This window comes from Sphingomonas sp. MS122, from assembly GCF_049532975.1.
GTDB lineage: Bacteria > Pseudomonadota > Alphaproteobacteria > Sphingomonadales > Sphingomonadaceae > Sphingomonas.
Genome location: NZ_CP186695.1, coordinates 1,551,184 through 1,565,933 on the forward strand (window position 1 = coordinate 1,551,184; position 14,750 = coordinate 1,565,933).

21 protein-coding genes are annotated in these 14,750 nt (G+C 67.5%); 15 read left to right on the forward strand and 6 right to left on the reverse strand.

Annotated elements, in window-relative coordinates:
- Positions 1-43: 43 nt before the first annotated feature.
- The 7 genes from ACO227_RS07460 to ACO227_RS07490 all read left to right on the forward strand — a co-directional run bounded on the left by ACO227_RS07460 (position 44) and on the right by ACO227_RS07490 (position 6,600).
- Positions 44-958 carry a MipA/OmpV family protein gene (locus ACO227_RS07460; RefSeq protein ID WP_423606532.1) on the forward strand — a complete coding sequence of 305 codons (915 nt, stop codon included), beginning with the start codon at positions 44-46 and terminating at the stop codon, positions 956-958.
- A gap of 64 nt (positions 959-1,022) precedes the next feature.
- Complete coding sequence (locus ACO227_RS07465) at positions 1,023-1,514, forward strand: DUF2569 family protein (RefSeq protein WP_423606533.1); 492 nt, start codon at positions 1,023-1,025, stop codon at positions 1,512-1,514.
- 52 nt (positions 1,515-1,566) lie between these two features.
- Complete coding sequence (locus tag ACO227_RS07470; RefSeq protein ID WP_423606535.1) at positions 1,567-2,070, forward strand: hypothetical protein; 504 nt, start codon at positions 1,567-1,569, stop codon at positions 2,068-2,070.
- A gap of 205 nt (positions 2,071-2,275) precedes the next feature.
- Complete coding sequence (gene thiC, locus ACO227_RS07475) at positions 2,276-4,135, forward strand: phosphomethylpyrimidine synthase ThiC (protein WP_423606537.1); 1,860 nt, start codon at positions 2,276-2,278, stop codon at positions 4,133-4,135.
- A gap of 63 nt (positions 4,136-4,198) precedes the next feature.
- The gene (locus ACO227_RS07480; protein WP_423606538.1) at positions 4,199-4,843 is read left to right on the forward strand and encodes a DarT ssDNA thymidine ADP-ribosyltransferase family protein; all 645 of its coding nucleotides are present in this window, start codon (positions 4,199-4,201) and stop codon (positions 4,841-4,843) included.
- Positions 4,843-5,535 carry a DarT1-associated NADAR antitoxin family protein gene (locus tag ACO227_RS07485; protein ID WP_423606540.1) on the forward strand — a complete coding sequence of 231 codons (693 nt, stop codon included), beginning with the start codon at positions 4,843-4,845 and terminating at the stop codon, positions 5,533-5,535. Before ACO227_RS07480 ends, ACO227_RS07485 begins: the two co-directional genes overlap by 1 nt.
- Before the next feature lie 126 nt (positions 5,536-5,661).
- Positions 5,662-6,600, forward strand: a complete 939-nt coding sequence (locus tag ACO227_RS07490; protein ID WP_423606541.1) for a hypothetical protein — start codon at positions 5,662-5,664, stop codon at positions 6,598-6,600.
- Here ACO227_RS07490 and ACO227_RS07495 read toward each other — a convergent pair.
- Positions 6,592-7,281: an endonuclease III domain-containing protein gene (locus ACO227_RS07495; RefSeq protein WP_423606543.1), complete on the reverse strand. Its 690-nt coding sequence runs from the start codon at positions 7,279-7,281 to the stop codon at positions 6,592-6,594. The genes ACO227_RS07490 and ACO227_RS07495 overlap by 9 nt on opposite strands.
- Before the next feature lie 49 nt (positions 7,282-7,330).
- Here ACO227_RS07495 and ACO227_RS07500 point away from each other — a divergent pair, with 49 nt between their 5' ends.
- Entirely contained in the window at positions 7,331-7,849 is a 519-nt protein-coding gene (locus ACO227_RS07500; protein WP_423606545.1) for a 2'-5' RNA ligase family protein, read from the forward strand.
- On the opposite strand, the gene ACO227_RS07505 is transcribed toward ACO227_RS07500, so the two are convergent.
- Positions 7,846-8,961, reverse strand: coding sequence for a hypothetical protein (locus ACO227_RS07505; protein WP_423606547.1), 1,116 nt, complete (start codon positions 8,959-8,961; stop codon positions 7,846-7,848). The two genes, ACO227_RS07500 and ACO227_RS07505, sit on opposite strands and share 4 nt — an antisense overlap.
- Positions 8,962-9,115: 154 nt before the next feature.
- Between ACO227_RS07505 and arr the strand changes: the two genes are divergently transcribed.
- The 5 genes from arr (at position 9,116) to ACO227_RS07530 (ending at position 11,434) form a co-directional block, all read left to right on the forward strand.
- The gene (arr, locus tag ACO227_RS07510) at positions 9,116-9,526 is read left to right on the forward strand and encodes an NAD(+)--rifampin ADP-ribosyltransferase (protein WP_423606548.1); all 411 of its coding nucleotides are present in this window, start codon (positions 9,116-9,118) and stop codon (positions 9,524-9,526) included.
- 68 nt (positions 9,527-9,594) lie between these two features.
- Positions 9,595-9,837, forward strand: coding sequence for a hypothetical protein (locus ACO227_RS07515; protein ID WP_423606550.1), 243 nt, complete (start codon positions 9,595-9,597; stop codon positions 9,835-9,837).
- Positions 9,838-9,880: 43 nt separating this feature from the next.
- Positions 9,881-10,027: a hypothetical protein gene (locus ACO227_RS07520; protein ID WP_423606551.1), complete on the forward strand. Its 147-nt coding sequence runs from the start codon at positions 9,881-9,883 to the stop codon at positions 10,025-10,027.
- 113 nt (positions 10,028-10,140) lie between these two features.
- On the forward strand, positions 10,141-10,452 hold the full coding sequence (locus ACO227_RS07525; RefSeq protein WP_423606552.1) for a LysR family transcriptional regulator: 312 nt from the start codon (positions 10,141-10,143) through the stop codon (positions 10,450-10,452).
- Between the two features lie 244 nt (positions 10,453-10,696).
- On the forward strand, positions 10,697-11,434 hold the full coding sequence (locus ACO227_RS07530; protein ID WP_423606554.1) for a phosphatase PAP2 family protein: 738 nt from the start codon (positions 10,697-10,699) through the stop codon (positions 11,432-11,434).
- Here the strand turns inward: ACO227_RS07530 and ACO227_RS07535 are convergent.
- Entirely contained in the window at positions 11,431-11,982 is a 552-nt protein-coding gene (locus ACO227_RS07535) for a hypothetical protein (RefSeq protein WP_423606556.1), read from the reverse strand. The two genes, ACO227_RS07530 and ACO227_RS07535, sit on opposite strands and share 4 nt — an antisense overlap.
- A gap of 103 nt (positions 11,983-12,085) precedes the next feature.
- Between ACO227_RS07535 and ACO227_RS07540 the strand changes: the two genes are divergently transcribed.
- On the forward strand, positions 12,086-12,403 hold the full coding sequence (locus tag ACO227_RS07540; protein WP_423606557.1) for an antibiotic biosynthesis monooxygenase family protein: 318 nt from the start codon (positions 12,086-12,088) through the stop codon (positions 12,401-12,403).
- A gap of 1 nt (position 12,404) precedes the next feature.
- Here the strand turns inward: ACO227_RS07540 and ACO227_RS07545 are convergent, their stop codons facing one another.
- The 3 genes from ACO227_RS07545 to hemA all read right to left on the reverse strand — a co-directional run bounded on the left by ACO227_RS07545 (position 12,405) and on the right by hemA (position 14,340).
- Positions 12,405-12,632 (reverse strand): DUF2061 domain-containing protein, encoded by a 228-nt coding sequence (locus tag ACO227_RS07545; protein WP_423606559.1) that lies wholly within the window; start codon positions 12,630-12,632, stop codon positions 12,405-12,407.
- A 104-nt stretch (positions 12,633-12,736) separates the two neighbouring features.
- On the reverse strand, positions 12,737-13,006 hold the full coding sequence (locus ACO227_RS07550; protein ID WP_423606560.1) for a hypothetical protein: 270 nt from the start codon (positions 13,004-13,006) through the stop codon (positions 12,737-12,739).
- Positions 13,007-13,086: 80 nt separating this feature from the next.
- Positions 13,087-14,340 carry a 5-aminolevulinate synthase gene (hemA, locus tag ACO227_RS07555; protein WP_423606562.1) on the reverse strand — a complete coding sequence of 418 codons (1,254 nt, stop codon included), beginning with the start codon at positions 14,338-14,340 and terminating at the stop codon, positions 13,087-13,089.
- A 209-nt stretch (positions 14,341-14,549) separates the two neighbouring features.
- Between hemA and ACO227_RS07560 the strand changes: the two genes are divergently transcribed.
- Entirely contained in the window at positions 14,550-14,714 is a 165-nt protein-coding gene (locus ACO227_RS07560; RefSeq protein ID WP_423606564.1) for a hypothetical protein, read from the forward strand.
- Positions 14,715-14,750 lie beyond the last annotated feature (36 nt).

Consider the following 14,750-nt stretch of genomic DNA (forward strand, 5'->3'; position numbering starts at 1 on the left):
ATTGCGGCGTTGCGCACCTGAAACAGTTTCAGGAAGCTACTCAATGCGTCACCCCCTGTTCCCCGCCACTGCGCTTGCCGCCGCGCTCGCCGCCACGCCCGCCTTCGCGCAGGACGCGCCGCCCGCCGAAGCGGTGAACCCGCCCGCGGAAGAGGCCGCGCCGGCACAGGCGAGCGCCGAGCAGGCCGCGGCGGCGGAGGAGGGCGCCGCGCGCCTCACCATCGGCGCCGGCGTCGCCTATATCCCGGACTATGAGGGCTCCAACGAGGAGCGCTGGACCCCGCTCCCCGCCGCCAACGGCACGATCGCGGGGATGAGCTTCACCGTGCTCGGCAACCGCGCCAGCATGGACCTGATCCCCAATCCCACCGGCCCCACCTGGGACTTCCAGTTCGGCCCGGTCGCGGTGCTCAACCTCAACCGCACCAATGTCGACGCGATCGAGGACCCGCGCGTCGCCGCGCTCGGCGAGATCGACACCGCGGTCGAGGTCGGCGGCTTTGTCGGCATCGGCAAGACCGGGCTGATCACCAGCGATTACGACAAGCTCTCGATCTCGGTCTCCTATCGCCACGACGTCACCAGGATCCACAAGAGCGGCATCTGGACCCCGTCGATCAACTATACGACGCCGCTCAGCACCAAGGCGCTGGTCGGCATCTTCGCCTCGGCCGAGTTCGTCGAGGACGACTATGCCCGCACCTATTTCGGCGTCACCCCGGCGGGCAGCGTGGCGAGCGGCCTGCCGGTCTTCACCCCCGAGGGCGGGCAGAAGGACATCACCTTCGGCGGCCTGTTCACCTATGCGCTGACCGGCGACCTGACCAAGGGTCTCGCCCTCGTCAGCGGCTTCACCTACAAGAAACTGCTCGGCGACTTCGCCGACAGCCCGCTCGTCAGCATCGCCGGATCGCGCCACAACTGGACCTTCGGCGCGGGGCTCGCGCTGACCTTCTGACGATCATCCTCTTGCCAGCGGCGCCGCAGCCCCTAGCCTGAGGCGGGCGAAACGGGGGGCGGCGATGGCGTATAGCGACGGACCAAGGGGCATCGGCGGCTGGCTGGGGCTCTTTCTGCTGACGCTCGGCGTGTTCTCGCCGTTGCGCATCTTCTTCACCGCCTACGGCCTGTTCTCCGACCCGCAGGTCGCGGCCGCCTATGGCGACCGCTGGCCCTTGCTGGCCACGGCCGAGGTGATCCTCATCGTCCTGAACCTCGCGGCGATCGCGTTCCTGCTCTGGCGCTTCTTCATGCACCGCAACTGGCAAAGCGTACGGATCGGGATCGCGGGGATCTGGCTGATCCCGGTCGGCGTTACGCTGTTGGAGATTGCCGCCGTCTCGCTGATCGGCGGCGTTCCGGCGGGGCGGCTGATCGCGCAAATGGGCCCCGACATGGCTCAGGCGCTGATCTACTCGATCGTCTGGACCGCCTATCTCCTGCGTTCGGTGCGCGTGGCGAACACCTATCCGCGTGAATTGCCCGGCGATGCGCTGGTCGAGGTGTTCGAATAGGCGATCGGCGCGACCGATTTCGCCGTCCCCGCAAACGCGATAGGACAGCGGCATGGCTCGTCGACCCTCCAGCTTCCGCACCGCGCTCCGCGCCTTTCAGGAGACGCGCGGCGCCGCGCCCGATCCGGCGTTCATCGCCGATCTCGAATTCCTCGAGAATCGCGATCTCGACCTGTCGGTACGCCTCGGCGCGATGCTCGCCTTCAACGCGCTGATGATCACGATCGGCACGCATCCCATCTCCGCCTCGCCCGGCGCGCCGCTCAGCCTCGACGCCGCGCGCCAGCCGGTGCTGACCTTGCTCAGCTGCGCCGCGCTCCTCCCGCTGGTGATCTCGAGCTTCCTCTGCCTGCGCGCGATGCTGCTGGGCGAGGAGGTGGCGGGCGACGGCCTCGAGGAAGCCGAATCGATCCGCCAGCGCCTGTTCGCCGCCTTCGTCCGCTCGATCGACGTGCAGGCGCGGCTGCTGCGCCACGCGCTGCGCTGGACCTTCGCCGGCGGCGGCGCGACGCTGCTCGTCTGGGCGGCCGTCCTCGCCGACAAGATGTGGCGCTAGCGCTGGACCTTGGGGGTTTCGCCGCCGGCCGTTTGCGCCTAAGCAGGGCCATCCCCGGGGGAGCGCCGGTCCGCGCTTGAGAGGAGGGCAGGAGCCCTCGACCCGCTGAACCTGATCCGCCCCATTCCTGGCAAATGGGCACCGGCGTAGGGAGTGGGCGGCTTCTGTCCGGAAACCGTGTGCTCCCGTCTGAGGAGTACAACGAATGGCCGACATCCCCGCGCGCACTGAGCTTAAGGTCACCACCGGCCCGATCCGCGGCAGCAAGAAGATCCATGTCGGTCCGCTCGGCGTCGCGATGCGCGAGATCCATCTCGAGCCGTCCAGCGGCGAGCCCCCGCTGCGCGTCTACGACTGCTCGGGCCCCTATACCGATCCCGACGCCCGCATCGACATCATGGCCGGCCTCCCCGAGCTGCGCCGCGACTGGATCCGCGGCCGCGGCGACGTCGAGGAGGTCGCCCAGCGCGAGGTCCGGCCCGAAGACAACGGCCAGCTCGGCCCCGACCGCAGCGGCGGCGTCCAGCCCTTCCCCAACGTCCGCAAGCGCGTTCTTCGCGCGAAGCCGGGCGCCAATGTCTCCCAGATGCACTATGCCCGCCGCGGCATCGTCACGCCCGAGATGGAATATGTCGCGACTCGCGAAAATCTCGGCCGCGAGAGGCTCGCCGAGTACATCCGCGACGGCCAGGACTGGGGCGCCAGCATCCCCGACTACGTGACGCCCGAGTTCGTCCGCGACGAGGTGGCGCGAGGCCGCGCGATCATCCCGAGCAACATCAACCACCCCGAATCCGAGCCGATGGCGATCGGCCGCAACTTCCTGGTCAAGATCAACGCCAATATCGGCAACTCCGCCGTCGCCTCCGACGTCGCGGCCGAGGTCGACAAGATGGTGTGGGCGATCCGCTGGGGCGCCGACACGATCATGGACCTCTCCACCGGCCGCAACATCCACGACACCCGCGAATGGATCCTGCGCAACTCGCCGGTGCCCGTCGGCACCGTCCCGATCTACCAGGCGCTCGAAAAGGTCGGCGGCATCGCCGAGGACCTGACCTGGGAAATCTTCCGCGACACGCTGATCGAGCAGGCCGAGCAGGGCGTCGACTATTTCACCATCCACGCCGGCGTGCGCCTGCCCTACATCCCGATGACGGCGAAGCGCGTCACCGGCATCGTCAGCCGCGGCGGCTCGATCATGGCCAAATGGTGCCTGGCGCACCACCGCGAGAGCTTCCTCTACGAGAAGTTCGACGAGATCACCGAGATCATGAAGGCCTATGACATCGCCTACTCGCTCGGCGACGGCCTGCGCCCCGGCTCGATTGCCGACGCAAACGACGAGGCCCAGTTCGCCGAGCTCTACACGCTGGGCGAGCTGACCAAACGCGCCTGGGAACAGGACGTGCAGGTGATGATCGAGGGCCCCGGCCATGTGCCGATGCACAAGATCAAGGAGAATATGGACAAGCAGCTGCAGGCGTGCGGCGAGGCGCCCTTCTACACGCTCGGGCCGCTCACCACCGACATCGCGCCGGGCTACGACCATATCACCAGCGGCATCGGCGCGGCGATGATCGGCTGGTACGGCACGGCGATGCTCTGCTACGTCACGCCCAAGGAGCATCTCGGCCTTCCCGACCGCGACGACGTCAAGGTCGGCGTGGTGACCTACAAGCTCGCCGCCCACGCCGCCGACCTCGCCAAGGGCCACCCCGCGGCGAAGATGCGCGACGATGCGCTGAGCCGCGCAAGGTTCGAGTTCCGCTGGCGCGACCAGTTCAACCTGTCGCTCGATCCGGACACGGCCGAGCAGTATCACGACCAGACGTTGCCAGCCGAAGGCGCCAAGACCGCCCATTTCTGCTCGATGTGCGGCCCGAAATTCTGCTCGATGAAGATCACGCAGGAGGTGAGGGACTTCGCGGCGAAGCAGAATGCGCCGGTGGAGAGTTTCGTTGCGGCGGAGGAAGCCGAGGCGGGGATGGCCGCGATGAGCGCGGTGTTCAAGGAAACGGGAAGCGAGCTATATATGGGGGCTGGCGGCAGGGAGCACGACTGAATTAGATTTGAGCGTGCCATTAGGCAACGAGGTGCCCGCCCAAGCTTTGATCAGGGATGCCGGATGACGCGTGAAAAAATCCAAGAGATAGCTCTTGCTAGGAAGGTGCCCTTCTTGGTGCACTTCACGCGAGCGCAGAACGTCCCTTCCATCCTTAAGCACGGGCTGCTCCCAAGAAGTTTTGCCCAAAAAATCGGGCTGGACCCAGTGATTAACGACGCGGAGCGATTGGACGGCCGATTAGATGGCACGTCCGTGTCGATCGCGTTTCCTAATGGATCGATGTTCTATCGTCTTAGGAATGCAAATCCAGATATTGATTGGGTTATACTCGCAATATCTCCAAGCGTACTCTGGTCAAAAAAGGTGTTGTTCTGCAAGCATAATGCCGCTGATAGCCGTATTAGCCAAGTTTCCTCAGAGGATTTATCTCGCGCGGAAGCTTTTGAGGATATGTTCGCGGAAATTGAAGGGCATGAGAGTCGCAGCGACCAAGGATTGAAGGCCTGCGATCCTACTGACGTTCAAGGAGAGGTTCTCGTGATGGAACCTATTGAACCGGAGTTTATTTTAGGCGCCCTGTTCAACACCGACGCTGCTAGAGATGCATATCAGATTGATTTCGGGCGTAGGAAGTTGATCGTCCACAAAGGACGCAAAGGCCTCTTTGCTAACCGTACTTACTATCGGAAGTTTGGCGGCGGCTGATGGCGCAGCGACCTATTTTTGTACCCTTAGTAAATGGAAAGGGCTTCGTCCTTGAGCATTACGTCAACTTTGAATGGCATTCAGGGTTTGCGAAATCTCAGAAGCAAAAGAGCATTCGTGAATTACACGAGATGGCGTTTAAGACCTACCAGGTTCATAACCCATTGGAGGTGTCATCTAAGTCAGAAGATGAACTAGGCGTTGCTCTATCATCTTTCAATCTTAAATTTAGGACGCAGAAAGGGCGTGTCCTAACCGTTGAAGCTGCCTTTCAAGGAAGCAAAGTTTTCGAGTCAGGGGGGCCGTTTACAGATATATTTTCGAAATCTCCGATGGATGCGAAGCGAGATGAGCGCTTGAAAACTAGCGGAAAATTAGTGAAGTTTTCCTTTTTTGGTGAAGACTGGCCACTCATTCCTTTGACAGCATTTTATGATTGGCTTTATATCCGAGCGTTGCTCAAGAATCCAAATCTAGCTCGTTTGGTAACGGACTTCGACGGCTTTACAGATATTGAGTTTAATCCCGAGAGGTCGATAAATTGTCAGGCTCGCGCCGTTGCTCTTTATTGCGCGTTGTATCACGCAGATAAATTAGAAGACGCTCTCAAAAGCCAATCTTCCTTCATCGCGTTATATCGAGGAAGGGTCTCTGATCCGCATCGACCCGAGGAGGTTAGGTACTTGATCTAGTCGGGCGGAAATATGCGGCATGTCGGGCCAGCGTTGCAACCGAACTCGCTCCGTTGCAGGAGGATCGGAACAAACCAAGAACAAATCCTCTTGCAATGTAGGATTCCACCTGCTCCACACTGGTAGATGAGCAAGCACACCCCCCACAGCGCCTTCGCCCCGGTCGCCGAAGCGCCCACCCCCGACCTCGCCGCGCTCCACCCCGAGCCGCAGCCCGAACCCGGCACCGCGCTCGCCGTCACCGAGCCGGACGAGGACGACGCCCCCGAACCCTATGACCCCGCCGACTATCGCTGGGTCCCCGTCCGCCGCCGGCCGCGCTTCGACGGCTGGACCGAGGAGAAACAGCGCCGCTTCATCGAGACGCTCGCCGACACCGGCCTCGTCAACGTCGCGGCGAGCGCGGTCGGCATGTCGCGCGCGAGCGCCTATCAGCTGCGCCGCTCGCCCCATGGCGCCGCCTTCGCCCGCGCCTGGGATGCCGCGCGCGAGCATGCCGGCGGGCTGGTCGAGGACATCGCCTTCGAACGCGCGATCGAGGGGACCGAGCAGGAAGTGCTCAACCGCTATGGCGAGGTGGTCGCGACGCGGCTCGTCCACGACAATCGCCTGCTCAAATATCTGCTCAGCCACCTCAAGCCCGAACGCTATGGCGCCCGTCTTTCAGACCCGCACCCCGCCGCCGCTTCGGCGCCCGCGTCCGCGCAGGCCGTCCCCGCGCTGCACGACAGCCTGTGCGCGATGGAACCCGCGCTGCCCGCGCCGCCCGAGCAGCTGCTCGATCCCGAAACGCTCGCCGGCGAGCTGCACCTCGCCGACGTCGCCGATGGCGTCCTGCCCCACTTTCTGCGCGAGCAGCGTCCGCCCAAGTCCGCCGCCCGCATCAAGGCGGAGGAAGCGGCGGCGCGCGACGCGCGCGGCGCCGCCGCGTGGGCGAAGGAGCAGGCTGGGGTCACGCTGACCGAAAAGGAGTTTGCCGACGCCTGCTTCCATCTCGATCCGCTCGGCAACGCCCGCCCGCGCCCTCGCCGCCGGCAAGGCGCGGATAGTGTCAAGCTAGTGTAAACTTCCGCCCCGCGCCGCGGCCGGGCAGTCCGGTGCCAGCGGACAGGCCGCGCAATCCGGCGCATCCCACCGGCACGCCGCCTGGCCCAGCCGCTTCAGCGCGATGTGGAAGCCCAGGAAGTCGTCGCCGGTCCAGCTCGGCATCGCCGCGGTCACCGCCTCGCTGCCCGCGCGATAGTCCGCGGCCGGCGGCACGAAGCCCAGCCGCTGCAGCACGCGCAGCACATGCGTGTCGACGATCATCACCGGCCGCCGCAGCGTGCTGGCGTTGAGCGTCGATGCCGACACTTTGCGCCCGACGCCGGGAAGCGCCTCCAGCCACGCCAGCGCGTCGCCGAGCGGGCGATCGGCCAGGTGACCGAGCGCGAAGCCGCCGTCCGCCGCCGCGATCCGGCGCAGCGCCGCCACCAGCTGCGCCGCCTTGGCCTGCGCGAAGGTGACGTCGCCGATCGTCCGCGCGACCGCCGCCGGCGCCGCCCGCGACAGCGCGGCGGGTCCGCCATAGCTCGCGACGAGCCGCTCATAGGCCGCGATCGATACCGCGTCGCGGGTCCGCGCGCTGATGATCGACTTGACCAGCTGCCCGACCGGCGAGCGCCGCCGGCGCGGCAGGGCGACCGGACCCAGCCGCGCGCGCCAGCCGGCGACGTCCGCCGCCGCAAAGGCGAAAGCGGCTTGCATGAGGCGAGCCATAGAACATATAAGGAACAGTGGAAAGGCTTCCGGTGACATGCGCGCCCGCAACCCGCTCTACATCATGGCCAAGCCCCCACCCGAGGCGCAGGCCCGGATCACCGCGCTCCCCCGCAACGATCCCTCGCGCGGCCCGCATCTCCTCCACGTCACGCTCGTGTCGCTGTTCGACCTCCACCACGCCCCGCCCGACTGGCTCGGCCAGGTCATCGCCGCGCTCGACGGTTTCGACGGCCCGGCCTTCCCGCTCGCCTTCGACCGGATCGAGAACCGCAAGGCCGTCACCCTGCGCACCCGCGACCCGCTGGCACGGGCCCGCGCCTTTCAGGCCGCGCTGATCCGCCATCTGCTCGAGCACAAGGCGCCGCTCACGCTCGGCACCACGCCCGAGCCGCACGTCACGATCAACTATGCCGGCGACCGGCTCGGCAGCCAGAAGATCGCCCCCATCGCCTGGACCGTCGAGGAGATCATCCTGATGGAAAGCGTGGTCGGCAAGACCGCCCATGTCGAGCACGGCCGCTGGCCGCTGCGTCCGGCCGGGGGCGGCGCCTAGAGCCCCTTCCGCCCGAACACCGGCCGCCCGCCGGCCCCGCGCGGCGGCCCCGATGGCGGCGGCGCCGGCGGCATCGGCCCGTCGCCCTTCGCCCGCACCTCGAACCGCCCGCCGAGCCCTTCGGCCAGCGCGCGCTTCTCGCGCCATTCGTTGACCAGGTCCATCTTCGCCTCGTCGTCCTCGGGCATCAGCTCGAGCGGCGGGGCGCGGTCGTCGATCACGCGCTCGCGCGGGACATAGTCGTCGGCGACGAAGCCGAACGCCTTGTGCAGCAGCGGCTTCAGCACGAAGATCGGCACATCGCCTTCTTCCGCCGACAGATGCGTCACGCGGTAGGACAGGCTTCCGTCCTCCGGCCCGAACGTGTCGCCGTCCGGGATGACATAGCCGTTCTTCACCAGCGCGATGCGCAGGAAGGCGAGGATCGTCTCGTAGTTGGCGGCCCAGGGCAGCGTGCTCGGCTCGATGCGGATCTCGCCCCCGACGAAATGCCGCGCGCCGAAGGTGCGGATGCCGACCTTGCCGGCGCTCGCATCGCCGAACAGGAAGGGGTGGATGTGCAGCGGGCTCGGCGCGGCCGCCGCGGCATAGGCCTCGAACGTCTCGCCCGGCACCAGCTGGTCGCTCTGCGTCCAGTGCACCGCCTGCGCCGGCGCATGGTCGAGCACGATGCGCGAGGCCAGCGTCGCGACCTCCAGCCGCCGCACGAATTGCGGCGGCGAAGCGCCCTCCATCGGCCGGCCGATCGTGGCCATCAGCCGCGTCAGCTCGGGCGAATTGCCCAGCACGCCGTGCGACACGTTGATCAGGACGTGCGAGCGGCTGCGCGTCAGCCGCTGGCGGATGTCGGGGCACAGGATGCCGGTGATCGCCGAGCTCAGCGCGGGCCGGAACACCTCCATATTCGCGGGATGGTCGAGATATTCGAAGGTGATCATCAGCTCGTCGCCGCCGAACAGACGATAGAAGACCCCCGGCTTCGCCTCGGGCACGTTGAACTGCGCGCCCGATTTCATGCCTTCGATGCGCATGAACTCGCGCACGATCCGCTCGAGCTCGTCGACCCGGCGATCGAACAGCAACGCGGCCTGGACATCGTTCGGGAATTGCATCGCGATCATCCGTCAGCTGACGGCGCATGCTTAGCGGGCTCGCCTTGTAGAGTGATTAATGCGGCCACCCCGGCCGCGCGCACTCGTTGCAGATGCGACGATATTGCGGCAATCACCACTCCGTTCCGTCTTCCGCGCGGCAGGAGAGAACGCGATGACCTATGCCAAGGACGCCGCCCCGCCATATTATCACGGCAACCGCGCCGACCTGGTGCCCGGCGACCTGATCGGCCCGGGCTACGCCTCCAATTACGGCCAAGGCAGGCCCGGCTCCTGGGTCTATTTCACCGGCACGCTCGATGCCGCGATCTGGGGCGCGGAGCTTGCCGCGGGCGACCGCCGCGAGCGCGTCTACATCGTCGAGCCTACCGGCGAATTCGTCGACGATCCCAACCTCACCGACGCCAGATTCCCCGGCAACCCGACCAAGTCCTATCGCTCGCGCGAGCCGCTGCGCGTCGTCGGCGAGGTGGAGCGGTGGCAGGGCCATTCGCCCGAGCGGCTCCAGCACATGAAGGACCATCTCGAGCGGCTCAAGGAACAGGGCGTCGAGGCGATCGACTGAGCGTGCCGTTGCCCCGGGCGTCGTGCGTGATAGAGATGGCCGGCAGTCCTGCATCGAAAGGTTCGCCCATGCGCCGCATCGCCTTGCTCGCCGCCACCGCCTCGCTCGTCGCGCTCGCGGGCGTGCCGGTCGCGACGACGTCCGCCGCGCCCGCGCCCGCGGCGACGCCCAAGCCGACCCCGGCGCCCAGCCCGCGGCCCGGCGGCGGCATCCGCGGGCACGTCAAGCCCTTCGACGGCGCCACCGGCGGCGACTCGTCCTCGACTCGGCCTTCGCCCACCCCCACACCGGCGCACAAGCATCCGCACTAGGCCGCGCCGCGCATCCCTTCCCGGCGCCGCGCGTTCTTGCCGCATGATTCGCAAGCTCAAGGCCGGCTACCGCATCTATTCGCGGCACAAGGACCCGAAGACCGGCAAGCGCCGCAATCTCGGTACCTTCGGGACGCGCGCGGCGGCGGAGCGGCACGAGCGCGAGATCCAGTATTTCAAGCGCCACTGACGCGCGGGTCCCCGCGCCCGATGGATGCGCAAAGGCCACACCGGTTTCCAACAATTTCCAACAGCGCGGTATTCCGCTCGCAATGTTGGAATTCGCCTGCTCCATCCTGGACGATGGAACATACGCAATCCGCGCGCATCCCTGCGCCTCAGCCCGCCGTCCCGCCGCTCCGGCCGGATCGCGCCCACTGGACCCCCGCCCGGCAGCGCATCTTCCTCGCCGCGCTGCTCGAAACGGGCAGCGTCGCCCGCGCGGCCGACGCGGCGGGCATGTCGCGGTCGAGCGCGCAGCGCCTGCGCCGCCGCCTTGCCGGCACGCCGTTCGACCGCAGCTGGGATCAGGTGCTCGCGGTCCATGCCCGCCGTCTCGCCGATCCGCTCGGCCCCGATCCGCTGACACCCGCCGCGCCGGCGCCGCGCCGGTGAGGCGCGCCCGCCGCGTCCCCGCCGCGAAGCCGTGCGCTTCCGCCGCGTGCCCGCCGCGCCGGCGCCGCGTCGCTGCCGCGCGGGTGCGGCGCGCGTGCCGCGTTCCCGCCGCGTCGCAGGCGCGAACCCGCCGCCTCGCCGGCGCAACTGGCCCCGGTACCCCCCGATTCCGTCAACCTCGTCAATCGCGCCGCGATCCGGCGGCGCGCTTGCCGCGGCCGGCCGCCTTTGCCAGACCCCCGGGATGAGCGAACCCTTCTCCCTGTCCGCGATCACCGAAGCGCCGGTCACTCCCGATCAGTCCGCGCCGGACGTGCGCCATCCGCCGTTCGCGCTGATCGCGCTCGGCACGCTTGCCGGAGCGGTGCTGGTGCTCGCGATCCTCGGCCGCACCATCGCCGGCGGCAGCCGCTTCGCCTTCGACAGCGCGATCATGCTCGCGCTGCGGCAGGGCGGCGATCCCGGCGTTCCGGCGGGGCCCGTGTGGCTCAAGCAGGCGATGGTCGACGTGACCGCCCTGGGCGGCGAGACGGTGCTCACCCTCGCCGCCGCGGTCACCATCCTCTTCCTCGCGGTCAACCGCCACCTGCTTGCCGCGGCGCTCGTGTTCGCGGGCACCACGACCGGATCGATCGCCGTCGCGCTGGCCAAGCGTCTCGTCGGGCGCGAGCGGCCGGCGCTGGTCGATCATCTGGTCGAGGTCGGGTCGGCGAGCTTTCCCAGCGGTCACGCCGCCAACAGCGCGATCATCTACCTCACGATCGCGCTGGTCAGCATCCAGGTGGTGCACCGCCGCGACGCCCGCCTGTTCCTGCTCGTGGCCACCTTGCTGCTGGTCGCCGCGATCGGCATCAGCCGCGTCTATCTCGGCGTCCATTGGCCGAGCGACGTCCTTGCCGGCTGGAGCTTCGGCCTGCTCTGGGCGCTCGCCTGGTGGGCCGCGGGCAGCTGGCTGCGGCTGCGGCTGTCCGGAAAGCCTTAGTGCGCCCAGCGCTCGCCCAGTACCTCGGCCTTGCCGCCCTGCCAGCGCACCTCCATGGCGGGCTCGTCCTTGCGGCCCGGCGCGAACAGCTCGTAGATCGTCGCGCCGCCCTCGACCTGGCGGCTCTCGATCACGCGCTCGGGGGTGAAGGCGTCCTTCTTCGCCGCCGCGGCCGCGCGCACCTGCGCCGGGGCGGTGGCCCAGTCGATGTCGCGCTGCACCTCCACCGCGCTCAGCTTGCCGTCGGCGCCCTGCAGCACGTCGATCTCGATTTCGCTGCCGTCGGGCCGCGTACCCTCGACATCGTAGTAGATGCGTCCCTCGCGTTCCTTGCGCTCGGCCTCGGCGATGGTCGTTCCCGGCACCGTCGCCTCGACCAGCTCGGCGAGGCCCGCGGGCAGCTCCGCTGCGGCGACGTTGCTGATCGCGGTCTCGGGGCCCTCGGGCAGCACGCCATTGTCGGCGATGGCGTTGTTGCCGGTCTCGGCGGCCGGCGAGCAGGCCGCGAGCGCGGCGGCGAGAATGAGGGCGGGGGCGGTGCGGCGCATCGGAAGCTCTCCTCGAGGAAACCGGTGTCCATCCTGCGCCGGAGGCGGCTGCGGCGCAACCTTTGCCGGGGGCGGCGCGCTTCACCGGCAGAGGAGATCCGCCATGTTCGTCGCCGCCTATTGGTGGAAGGTGCATCCCGGCAAGGAAGCGCAGTTCCGCGCCGCCTGGCGCCGCGGGACCGAGCTCATCCAGGCCAGATATGGCTCGCTCGGCTCGCGGCTCCACCGCGACGACGAGGGGCGCTTCATCGGCGTCGCCGAATGGCCCGACCGCGCGACCTGGCAGGCTGCGTTCGACGCCAGGATGGTCTATGACGAGCCCGCGACCCGCGCGGCGTTCGTCGACGCTATCGCCGAGACGGCGCGCGAGCCGATGCTGCTGATGGAGGTCACCGACGACCTGCTCGACCGCGGCGGCTAGCTCAGCCGTGCGCCACCGCGTCGCGCACGAACGGATCGAGCCTGGCGCGCGCTTCGGCCCGCTTCCACGCCTTCTCGTGGAAGAAGAAGGCCACCGCGTTGATGCACGGCTCGATCAGCGCGATCCCGCCGGCCAGGGTCAGCGAGCCGGTGAAGGCATAGGCGACCGAGAAGCCCACGGTCAGATGGACCGCGAGATAGGTGAGGGTCTTGAGCAGGTCGCGGGACATGGGCGGTTCCTCGTCGAGTGGAACCGCCCATTTAGTGAGTGGAGAAATCGATCCGAAACGCGAAGATACGGCCTGAGTGATCGATTCAGGCGATCAGCCGGCCACTATCGCTTGTTCTCCAGCCGCGCGTCGTCGCGATCGTCGATCGCCTCCGCCTTGTTCTCGGCGGCGTCCTCGACATTGTCGGCCTGGTCCTCCAGCGCCTCCTCCATCGTCTCGTTGGGGGCGATGTCGGCCTGCTGCTCGAGCGTGTCGGCCTGGTTCTCCGCTGCGGCCTCGACATTCGCCGCCGCCTTGTCGTCGGCATTGCCGCCACAGGCCGCCAGCGCGACCAGTGCGGCGCCGGCCAGCGCCGATTTCAGAACGGATTTCATGCGATTACGCCTCCTGTTGGTTACAGGGGGCAAGAATGAACGGGGGGCGGAAGGAGTTCCCCCGCCCGCCGCAACCGGCTTCAGGCCGCGGCGCGCAGTTCGAGCCGTTCCCAGATCTCGACCAGCGCGGTGGTGAGCTCGCGCATCATCGCTGGCGTATGCGCCGGTCCCGGGGTGAAGCGCAGCCGCTCGGTGCCGCGCGGCACGGTCGGATAGTTGATCGGCTGGACGTAGACGCCGTACTCGGCGAGCAGGATGTCGCTGATCCGCTTGGCCTTGACCGGATCGCCGACCATCAGCGGCACGATGTGGGTGACCGAGTCCATCACCGGCAGGCCCGCCTCGGCGAACATCGCCTTGAGGCTCGCCGCGGCCGCCTGCTGCCCGTCGCGCTCCTCGCTCGACTGCTTGAGGTGGCGGACCGACGCCAGCGCCCCGGCGACCAGCACCGGCGAGAGCGAGGTGGTGAAGATGAAGCCGGGGGCGTAGCTGCGGATCACGTCGATGATCGTCTGGTCCGCGGCGATATAGCCCCCCATCACGCCGAACGCCTTGCCCAGCGTGCCTTCGATGATCGTCAGCCGGCTCGCCGCTTCGTCCCGCTCCGAAATGCCGCCGCCGCGCGTGCCGTACATGCCGACGGCGTGGACCTCGTCGAGATAGGTGAGCGCGTTGTACTTGTCGGCAAGGTCGCAGATCGCATGGATCGGGGCGACGTCGCCGTCCATCGAGTAGACGCTCTCGAACGCGATCAGCTTGGGCGCGGTGGGATCGTCGGCGGCGAGCAGCGCCTCGAGATGGGCGAGGTCGTTGTGCCGCCACACGCGCTTCTCGCAGCCCGAATTGCGGATGCCCGCGATCATCGAAGCGTGGTTGAGCTCGTCCGAATAGATGATGCAGCCGGGCAGGATCTTGGCGAGCGTCGAGAGCGTCGCCTCGTTCGAGACATAGCCGCTGGTGAACAGCAGCGCGCCTTCCTTGCCGTGCAGGTCGGCGAGCTCGCCTTCGAGATCGACATGGTAGTGCGTGTTGCCGCCGATGTTGCGCGTGCCGCCCGAGCCCGCGCCGACATCGTGCAGCGCTTCTTCCATCGCCGCGATCACCTTGGGATGCTGGCCCATCGCGAGATAGTCGTTCGAGCACCACACCGTGATCGGCTTGGGGCCATTATGCCCGGCGAAGCAGCGCGCATTGGGAAACATGCCCTTGTTGCGCAGGATGTCGATGAACACGCGATAGCGGCCCTCGGCATGCAGCCGGTCGATCGCCTGGGTGAAGACGCGCGAATAATCCACGGCGCGCGGGGTGGCGTCGGTGGGCACAGGGGTAGTCATGGCCGGTCCCGATAGCGGTTTTGCGCGGGCAATGCCAGCATCCACGGTCGATCCCTTCAGCCGCGGCGCGAAAGGCCGGAGCTTATCCTCGATCAGGACTCCGCGGTCCATTTCTGCTATGGTGAACGCACCGTGGGACGAGACTCGCAGCATTCCCGCGGCTGAGAGACCAGAAGGGCTCCCGCTCGACGCGAAGGGAGATCGGTCGCATGGAACGGAACGACTATCATTATTTCAGGCAGCGCGAACAGGACGAGCGCGCCTATGCCGAAAAGGCCCAGGATCTGACGGCGCGCCGCGCGCATCTCGACATGGCCGAGCGCTATGCCGAGCGGGTGCGGACGCTGGCTCCGCCGGTGGCGAACGCGATCTAGCCTGTCACGGCGGCCGGTATCCCCGCCGGCCGCTGG